General features: G+C 32.1%; 11 protein-coding genes. 7 read left to right on the top strand and 4 right to left on the bottom strand.

Features of this window, described 5'->3' with window-relative positions:
* Positions 1-122 precede the first annotated feature (122 nt).
* Together EW028_RS24155 and EW028_RS24145 are read right to left on the bottom strand one after the other, a co-directional pair.
* On the bottom strand, positions 123-689 hold the full coding sequence (locus EW028_RS24155; protein WP_131522736.1) for a hypothetical protein: 567 nt from the start codon (positions 687-689) through the stop codon (positions 123-125).
* 687 nt (positions 690-1,376) lie between these two features.
* The gene (locus EW028_RS24145) at positions 1,377-1,706 is read right to left on the bottom strand and encodes a hypothetical protein (RefSeq protein ID WP_131522735.1); all 330 of its coding nucleotides are present in this window, start codon (positions 1,704-1,706) and stop codon (positions 1,377-1,379) included.
* Between the two features lie 56 nt (positions 1,707-1,762).
* Between EW028_RS24145 and EW028_RS24140 the strand changes: the two genes are divergently transcribed.
* The gene (locus tag EW028_RS24140; RefSeq protein WP_131522734.1) at positions 1,763-2,089 is read left to right on the top strand and encodes a hypothetical protein; all 327 of its coding nucleotides are present in this window, start codon (positions 1,763-1,765) and stop codon (positions 2,087-2,089) included.
* A 36-nt stretch (positions 2,090-2,125) separates the two neighbouring features.
* On the opposite strand, the gene EW028_RS24135 is transcribed toward EW028_RS24140, so the two are convergent.
* Positions 2,126-2,518 carry a hypothetical protein gene (locus EW028_RS24135; RefSeq protein WP_131522733.1) on the bottom strand — a complete coding sequence of 131 codons (393 nt, stop codon included), beginning with the start codon at positions 2,516-2,518 and terminating at the stop codon, positions 2,126-2,128.
* Positions 2,519-2,687: 169 nt separating this feature from the next.
* On the opposite strand from EW028_RS24135, the gene EW028_RS24130 reads away from it, so the two are divergent.
* The 5 genes from EW028_RS24130 to EW028_RS24110 all read left to right on the top strand — a co-directional run bounded on the left by EW028_RS24130 (position 2,688) and on the right by EW028_RS24110 (position 5,895).
* Positions 2,688-2,867 (top strand): hypothetical protein, encoded by a 180-nt coding sequence (locus EW028_RS24130; RefSeq protein ID WP_131522732.1) that lies wholly within the window; start codon positions 2,688-2,690, stop codon positions 2,865-2,867.
* A gap of 142 nt (positions 2,868-3,009) precedes the next feature.
* Positions 3,010-3,546 (top strand): RNA polymerase sigma factor, encoded by a 537-nt coding sequence (locus EW028_RS24125; RefSeq protein WP_131522731.1) that lies wholly within the window; start codon positions 3,010-3,012, stop codon positions 3,544-3,546.
* A 10-nt stretch (positions 3,547-3,556) separates the two neighbouring features.
* Positions 3,557-3,781, top strand: a complete 225-nt coding sequence (locus EW028_RS24120; protein WP_131522730.1) for a hypothetical protein — start codon at positions 3,557-3,559, stop codon at positions 3,779-3,781.
* A gap of 83 nt (positions 3,782-3,864) precedes the next feature.
* Positions 3,865-4,521 carry a hypothetical protein gene (locus tag EW028_RS24115; RefSeq protein WP_131522729.1) on the top strand — a complete coding sequence of 219 codons (657 nt, stop codon included), beginning with the start codon at positions 3,865-3,867 and terminating at the stop codon, positions 4,519-4,521.
* Positions 4,522-4,872: 351 nt separating this feature from the next.
* Positions 4,873-5,895 carry a hypothetical protein gene (locus EW028_RS24110; protein ID WP_131522728.1) on the top strand — a complete coding sequence of 341 codons (1,023 nt, stop codon included), beginning with the start codon at positions 4,873-4,875 and terminating at the stop codon, positions 5,893-5,895.
* 431 nt (positions 5,896-6,326) lie between these two features.
* Here the strand turns inward: EW028_RS24110 and EW028_RS24105 are convergent, their stop codons facing one another.
* A complete protein-coding gene (locus tag EW028_RS24105; RefSeq protein ID WP_131522727.1) occupies positions 6,327-7,061 on the bottom strand; it encodes a hypothetical protein in 735 nt (244 codons plus the stop codon).
* 101 nt (positions 7,062-7,162) lie between these two features.
* On the opposite strand from EW028_RS24105, the gene EW028_RS24100 reads away from it, so the two are divergent.
* The gene (locus tag EW028_RS24100) at positions 7,163-7,411 is read left to right on the top strand and encodes a hypothetical protein (RefSeq protein ID WP_131522726.1); all 249 of its coding nucleotides are present in this window, start codon (positions 7,163-7,165) and stop codon (positions 7,409-7,411) included.
* The last annotated feature ends 910 nt before the right edge of the window (positions 7,412-8,321 follow it).

Below are 8,321 nucleotides of genomic sequence, written 5' to 3'. Positions count from 1 at the left end.
GCTCGAATTTTAAAAGTGCATTTCTTCAAACGTTTATTTGCTTCTATATGTTTTCTAGAGTTGTTGCTTTGCTCAATCAAAAAAATAAAAACGACTGCTTTAAAACAGCCGTTAAGTGTTCATTATGGTTTTTCACACGCGAAATTATATCCCCCAATTTTTCTAGCTTCTGTTGCATTAGTTTGTCCATTTAAACCTGCGTCATCTCTTGAATCAATTATTGGGTTTCCACCCTGATCGAAACATCTATTCATGTAGTTCATTTTTTCTTTATGTGTAAGATATCGATCCCAGAAAAAATATCCAATGAAAGAAACCAAACCAATTCCTGCAAGCCATGCTACAACAGCGTATGGTGTTATTTCTCCATCTTCATTTTCTTTATAGATGATGTCGCCATCGTAATTTTCCATGTCTATCCCTAATGTTAAAAGTGTATTATTAACCTCTTTAGGAGTTAGTGACTCTAGTGATTCATAATAATTTAATTCTTCATCTGTGAAATGATATTTTTCTTTGGCTGTCTCTTCATCAAACTCTAATTTCTTTGTATTAAAGTTATATAATACTGATTCGGCTAAAGCACTTTCTTTACTTGCTAGTTCATTGGCATGCGCAAAATTAGGTAAAACTGTAGATACAATCAAAGTAAGTATTAAACTGCAAATAAAAAAATTCAACTTTTTCATTACAACGATTCTCCTTTTATGTATTTGGTTAAATAATACATTTATAGTTTATAAAATGTATTATTTACATCATTATACATAATAACCATATAAATGTATAATATAATAAAGAATGTGAGGTGTGCCTAATTGTATTTCTCAAATATACAACTTTTAATGTTGATATTTGCTTTTATTATTGTAGTTTTCAGTGCTATTAAGGTTTATCAAATAAAAAAGGAATATTTGATTAAGCAGAGGGAGCTAGAGGCTGAATTCGAGAGAATCGAATTGGAGAGACAAAAAATAAAGGTAAGTATGAGCGAACCTAAGAAAGTCAATAAATAAAATAACCTGCTTGTTTTATACGCTATTTTATACATGCTGCAGCTAGTAATTTAACTAAAAAATGCTGTTAAATCAACGATGTATAAAATACTGTATATACAATAACTTGTAATCTAACTGAAAAGGCAGTAACGCCAAAGGATCCACCCTTGACGTTACTGCCTTTTTCTAATGTTATGTAAAGTTAAAATGCATGGGAATGTATAGACTTTCGATATGTTTTTACATAAAAAAACCTCCCTTTGTTTAGCCATAGGGAGGACAGTTTATAAGTAAATGGACTAATCAATTACCCAAGTCCAATAATTATCTTTTTTTTAGATTAATTCATAATGGGTATTAGTAAATGATGGTAAATTATTAGAGGTTAAAAAGCGCCCTCATACGATAAGCTTCGTTATGATAACCAGCGTTTTTAATGATAGCAAGAATTTCACGTTGAATTTTTCGTCTAGCTTTTGTCCCTTGTGCTGCTACCAATTCTTGCACCTTCGGTTCTACATTAATGAAATAAAACTGTCCGTATTCTTGCATATATTGATTATCATCAGATGTTTTGACATCGTTAGTATTTGAGATGCTTTTAGATGCTTCCGCATTGTAAGTTGTCGGAAGACTTTTAGCTTTTGTTGTTTCGACATTGTAAGCTGTTGAAGTATTTTTAGATGTTTCGATATTTTTGTTTTCCATATCAATTAACCACCTTTATTCTTTTAAAATCTATATGAAATGGAGTTGTTTTCAACATGAAGTACAACAAAGTAATGCTGTATTTGACGTTTGCAATTGTTTTGATTTTCGTGCTTTTAGCTGGTTTACCGCCACTTGATGAGCCGAAAGGTAAGGTATATATGGCTCTTTTATTTTATCTCATCTTTGAAATCTTTCATTTTGCACTTCAAGATCTTTTGAAATTAAGTAAAAAAGTGGATACAATTTTTTATATTTGTAGCTTAGTATTTTTGATTAGTTTGTTCATTGCTTCAATCGTAGTAAATGATATATTTGTAATTTCTTTTTCACTTGTGTTTTTTGTTTTGATTTCATTTAAAATCTATTTGAATTTTAAATGATAAGGAAAAGGCTTAGAGCCTTTTCCCTTATATCTCTTAATACCAGTAGTAATTTATGCGAGTTTCCCAAGTGTAAGAGTTACCATTTGCGGATTCCCATTGCCACAATTCTGTTACTGTTTGAATGTAGTTACCACCGTATTTCTCCATATCAGTGATAACCTGTTTTAATCGTTGTTCTTCTGGATTTGCGTTAAATAAATCTAATAATGCTTTCAGCGAAAGCCCAATGCCCGCAAGGTTTAAAATACCTGCTACGATTGGCCCGATGTAACCAACGAAAAATGTCGCCACTGCTGCGATACCTAAACCAGCAATAGCCAGTGCGAAATCTCCGTAGTTGTAACCTAACTTGTTTACAAGATACTCTTTAACGAAAACGTTTTTGTGTTTTGATGTTGTGTCTGAAGATAGCTTTTTCCATGCCATGTAAATCATCTCCTGTTTTTTGTTTTTGTTAGCTGCTAACATTTTATAAAGGGAAAATGGTTATTGTTTTGACAACCAAAGATGCAATTTTTTTTATTACATATTTTTTTGAAAAATGGTTGATGAAATGCCTATGAATTTCCCCTTATTAAAGAAGGGAGGGAATTTAATGGGAGAATATGAATTTTTAATTGGTTTAATTAGTAATACAGGTTTTCCGATTGTTGCGTTTCTACTTATTTTTTGGAAATTCGATAAATCATTGGGCTTATTAACTGAAGCTGTAAATAACAATACAAATGCTGTTCAGTCATTATTACAAAAAGAAAAACAAGAAAATAATAAGTAATTGGTTGTTATTAATTATTGATAGTTTTTCTCTACTTTTTTGATCTTAAATATGTAAAATGAACACAATTATGGATGGGAATCCTTCTTTTTTTGCTTTAAAATAGAACATATGTTTCTGTTTTTGTATAGGAGTTGATTTTTTGGTTCAAAATCGTCTATTAAAATCTTTTTTAGAAGATGAAAGAGTAAGCAAACTTTATAAAAGCTATTTAGAGAATCCTGCCCCTCATACGAGAGACACTATAGAAAAACTATTCAAAACCCACGTTAGAAAAATTCAATTACTTAGTTATTTTTCTCGTGTTTTGTATTTCGAATCTCAAAAATATGACAAAAAAATCCGTCATAATAATCGAGTTAATCAGTTAACGTTAGATAGCGACATTAATGACGGAGAGAACAAATTGATTGATTTAGTTCCCGATGAAAGTATTGATGACGAGTCTGAATGGATGTATTCTGACTTCGCTCATTTGGAAGTAATCTTGGAGGACAAGCAACTTTATAATATGGTTTCGAAGTTAAGCCCAAAAAAGAAATATATACTGCATGCTATTTTTATAGATAATTTAACGGAAGAAGAAGTTTCAAGAAAGTTAGGCATTTCAAAGCAAGCTGTCAATAAAGCTAAAAACCAAGCTTTTCAAAAAATTAGGCAGGAATATCAAAAAAATTGAGGTGATGTTGATGCCAGTAAATGAATTAAGTGAATTAAGAAGTGCGGCATTCCAACAGGAGGTTCTAGATATGTTGCAGCCTAAAATTAAATCAGTTTTACATCAGACCAGTTTTCAAAATAGGCTGGATTTGGAACAGGAAATTTCGTTAATGATTATTAGGGTTGTTAAAACAAAACAATTTAGAAAAGTACCCTCATTCTTCGAACTTATTGAAAGTGAAAAAATTATATGAAGACTCTCTCCACGAAAAGTAATAGTATTATTAGTTAACTAATATAAACTAATATATTAGAAACTATTAGGAGAGTGAATAGTATGTTAGAACTGACAAAAGACAACAATGTTTCCGAGCTTATTGCGAGTAAAAAATCGTTAAAAGAGCTTAGAAAATTTTTAAATACACGTGATACAACCATACGAGAAGTATTTAATTCATTAGGGTACTTCTATAATAAATCGCAACATGAATGGCAACGTGACGCCGATGTTTCGGATAAAGATATGACTTTTAATGAAGCATTGGAACAGTTAAAAGCAGTATCATCAAGGCAAACTCCTAAAGTGAATAGAAAACTAATAGAAGTTAATAAAGAGCTAATAAAAACTAATAATGAACTAATAGAAATTAATAAAGAGGTAGCCGTCACCACTCCTAATAATGAGCTAATAGAAACTAATAGTCAGCAAAACCTAGAGATTTTGAACGCCATTGGCCTGTCAGAAAACGAGTTTCATGTGTTAAAAAAGATGATTCAAGAGCGAATTCAGCAAGAGGATCCGCATGACCAGTTACCAATATTCAATGAGATTGCGAAATTAAATACAAGAAGTAGAAAAAATAAAACATATTATATTTCAGAGGAGTTAGTGGCAGAAGTAGATCGTGTCGCCGATGAGTTAAATATAAAAAAATCGCAGTTAGTCGAAGTTGCATTACTAGAATTTTTCAAGCGTCATGGCTCTATTCAATAAACTAATAGAAACTAATAGTCAGAGAATATATTTACAAGTTACTAACTTTAGCGTATGGTAAGAATAACTAAATCGAACGTAAAAAAGCCATTCCACAGTGACTAATAGAGAGTTGGCGCTCTTTATTAATCGCTTTATCGTATATCACACATACGATGCAGCATATCGTGAAATGACTGTTTTTAACTGTTAAATATAGATAATATCTATATACGTCATTCTAGTATGAATTAGAAGACATTTCAACAGTTTATTAATAAGTCATTAAAGATTACTCCTTAATCTAAAGCGTTTTGCATCGTTAAGAAACACGATGCAAACGCTTTTTTGCTTCAAAAAGGAGCAACTACCATGGAAAACAAACTAAAAACTACACCAAACCAAGCAGTCCAAACATTTATGACATACGGCAATCAAAAAGGAGACCGGCAACTCAAAGAAGATCGCCTGCAGCAATTAGAAGACGTACTGGCCACACAAGGTATTTATCCTGGAGGGAAAGTACATAGAGTGCTAGAAAAATTGATTTATGATCTTACATACAATGGCATTATCAAAGTAAGCCGAGAGCATTTGAGCAACAAATTAGAGGTTGGATTCAATACAATCTCAACAGCTTTTAAGTATATGGAGCAATCCAAGTTATTTATCCTTTCCAGAAACAAATCAGGAAAAACGAATAGTGGTTGTCGTGTCATTTTGGATGTGCAGCACGTGAACTTTGAAAGCATTTTAAGCGAAGTTTATCATCTAAATGCGTATGAAATTGCCATCGTTAAAGATGAATTTAAACAACCAAATAAACATCAAAATAAACATCAGGATTTGGCTCAAAACGCTGTTATATCAACGCTGAATGGCTCAAATTCGACTATTAACTATAATAACCAAATTAAAATAATAAAAGATATAAAGACGTCTACTAAGCAGGCGTCTGATCAGAAAAATAATCTTTATAATCGCTTAAAAGACCTTTATCAAGCTCGTACAGGCTCTTTAGAGGGCTTTAAACCATTTGTAGGTGTTATCTATGGGTCATTGAAAAAAATCAAAGCAGAGGACAAGCTAGGGCTATCTCATGGCCATTTAGAAACAATTATGTATCAATCCTTAGATGCAGCCATTTCAGCGAGCGATCAATACGTGAAAACTAACCGTTTAGCCTTACTAAGTGCCATTATTCGCAACAAAATCAACGATTTAACGGTTTCGAATGCATCTACAGCATCAGAAAAAGAGAAAACTAGAAAAGTAGAAGTAGTCCCAGCATGGTTTGCGACGCGTCATGAGCAAGAAGAAGAAGTAACCGAAGAAAAGAAAGCCTATTTTGCACAAGAACGTGAGCGAATCTTGGCCAAGTTACGCGATATTTAATCCAATGAGGAATGGTGAAAAACCATACCTCTAGTTTGCTATGGATTTTCCTCCTAGAGGCATGGCAAAGTTAACAGTTTTTATTCTAGTTGTATGAAAAAAATCAATTTATAGGCCATTTACGTTTGTTTTAAGACGGTTATTTTATTTTTGCTTTATTTTACTTCATGCTCTAATTTTAAAAGGCTTAAAAAGCTAGAGAGAAGCTTAAAGAGCCGAACCACCTAAAAGAAATTTAGAAAAAAGAGAGCTTTTCTTCATGCAAGGAGTAAAGCAAATAGGTTGGCAGGCAGTCGAAGTAAGAAAATGATTTGTGGCTTGTATCACAGTGAGTCAGTGTTTGATATCTTCTATACGGCATTTAAAAAGCGCCAGTTGCTCGTTTATAAAGACGTAAAGGAGTAGCATTCGCTACTCCTTTTTTATTATAGTTATAGTTTAGTTTTTACTGCAACCAACCATCCATCTAATTGACCGTTAAGGTGGGTAGGATACATTGTAGTTACGGAAGTTTCTGACATAAATTGTCCATGGAGAAGGTTTCTTAAAGTACCTATTGATTTTCTCACTTTTGGATCAAATCTCCAATATCCAGAATAACCAGGTTCTATTGTCATAGCATGTGAAGAGCTAATACTTCTAGATTTTGAAAAAGAGTAAGAAACTCCATATTCTATAGCTTGCAGTTGTAAATTAGTTAGGCTAGTGCTAGTAGAATAAGTTTCAGTATATTGGTAAGCGAGAGTTTGAGTGTCAGAACCAGGTCCTGGGTTTTCTTGGATAAGACTTGCACGTCCCCCGAATATTCTTGTTTCATAGTTACTAGATTCTTTGTAAATATGACTCCAAGTAACGGCCATTGGAGAAACTATGTCTGAACTATCTTGAGTAAATTCATTTTTTTCGGTTTCTTCGATTTGAATAAATTCTTCTGGTGAAATTGATTCTACTACTTTTCCGCCTTCAACTCTATATACTTCGTCTATATATCCATTTTCTCTTTTATCAAAGTATTTTTGATTGTCTGTATCATAAAAAATATTTGGGTTAGCTGTGTGTTCCATATTTTTTGGTATATCATTTTCAGAAGCTGAGGCATTAAATGACGTGATGAAAAATACTGTAAAAGCCAATAAGACAGTTGAAAAAATAGATTTCAATTTCATATAACATATTCCTCCTCTTGAAATATATGGTATATAATTAACTTTAACGGAAAAGATTTCAAAATCAACTAAAATTACCAAAAAAGGAAAAGGGTGGTATATTGAATCACAAAATTTTAGGAACATTGTTTTTTGTCGTTTCAGCTATTTTGATTTCAACTCAATATATTGTTACTGCTATATTAACTTTGAATTTAGGGTCTTCAGATAAGGGAACTTTTTATAATATTTTTTTTAATTCAGGATATGTTTTGGTTGTTTTGGGTGTAATTTTTTTTATAGTTGGTATTATTTTATTTGTTCGAGATATGGTTGAAAAAAATAATGTTAAAACAAATAAAAAAGAGTAGCAAAAGCTACTCTTTTTTATTTTAGTCAATATATCTATGTAGGTAGAGGGGCATATGGCGGTTGTCATCTGAATTTGCGATACGGGATCAGGGAGGATAAGGAGCAAATTTGGATTGACAACCATGCTGACCCGAACCTTCTTGGCATAAAACAAATCACCGTTGCTGATCTTATTTTCTGTTTAGGGCTCCTACTATTTTTTAGTCTTAGTGGTAACAGTACCTTTTAAAGTTTTAGTTTTACGTCTAGCATGACGTTTTCAAAATAGTTATGAAATATACATGATTTTATACAAAGTGAAGAATAAATCAAGTAAGTAAAAATGCTGCTACATCAACGTTTACTCTGTTTGTATAAAAAAGTGTATAAACAATATTCATTAAAAAAGCCATAAAACGTTGATTTAACAACATTCGTGGCTTTTCGGTGTATTTCCAAACGTACATTTGGGAACGTTATTGGCTTTATGAATGTATATGTTATAAATCCTTGTTGGACTAAAGCACCCTTCCAGCACTTTATTGGGAATATGAGTACTAATATTCCGTAATTCGTCAATCTGTTTCATCACCCCAAGTGATAGCAGATTTCCCTTATGCTCTTTCACATTAAAAATGCACATAAAAATTTGAAACTCCTAGATACTTCTAAGAGCTTCAAATTGTATTGAAAATATTTTATTCAATATTCTTAGAGTGGAAAGGCAAGCAACGGGAGTGTGGGCACACTCCCCAAAAACTCTGTTTTTGACTTGGTAGGGAGTTCCTACTACCTTTACAAATATTTAGCTGTTATTTTTCAAAAAATAAGCAGCTATATTTGTTGTCGCTTTGCTCGAATTTTAAAAGTGCATTTCTTCAAACGTTTATTTGCTTCTATATGTTTTCTAGAGTTGTTGCTTTGCTCAAT

Origin of the sequence: Lysinibacillus sp. OL1, assembly GCF_004332175.1 — a bacterium.
Classification (GTDB): domain Bacteria; phylum Bacillota; class Bacilli; order Bacillales_A; family Planococcaceae; genus Lysinibacillus; species Lysinibacillus capsici.
The sequence above is the reverse complement of the archived record's forward strand: the minus strand, read 5'-3'. Positions and strand labels throughout refer to the sequence as shown.

Bases quoted from the DNA above. Each gene is read 5' to 3' on its own strand.
- EW028_RS24110 (WP_131522728.1), top strand. From the start codon at position 4,873: ATGGAAAACAAACTAAAAACTACACCAAACCAAGCAGTCCAAACATTT.
- EW028_RS24130 (WP_131522732.1), top strand. From the start codon at position 2,688: ATGGGAGAATATGAATTTTTAATTGGTTTAATTAGTAATACAGGTTTT.
- EW028_RS24115 (WP_131522729.1), top strand. From the start codon at position 3,865: ATGTTAGAACTGACAAAAGACAACAATGTTTCCGAGCTTATTGCGAGT.
- EW028_RS24145 (WP_131522735.1), bottom strand. From the start codon at position 1,706: ATGGAAAACAAAAATATCGAAACATCTAAAAATACTTCAACAGCTTAC.
- EW028_RS24140 (WP_131522734.1), top strand. From the start codon at position 1,763: ATGAAGTACAACAAAGTAATGCTGTATTTGACGTTTGCAATTGTTTTG.
- EW028_RS24120 (WP_131522730.1), top strand. From the start codon at position 3,557: ATGCCAGTAAATGAATTAAGTGAATTAAGAAGTGCGGCATTCCAACAG.
- EW028_RS24135 (WP_131522733.1), bottom strand. From the start codon at position 2,518: ATGGCATGGAAAAAGCTATCTTCAGACACAACATCAAAACACAAAAAC.
- EW028_RS24155 (WP_131522736.1), bottom strand. From the start codon at position 689: ATGAAAAAGTTGAATTTTTTTATTTGCAGTTTAATACTTACTTTGATT.
- EW028_RS24105 (WP_131522727.1), bottom strand. From the start codon at position 7,061: ATGAAATTGAAATCTATTTTTTCAACTGTCTTATTGGCTTTTACAGTA.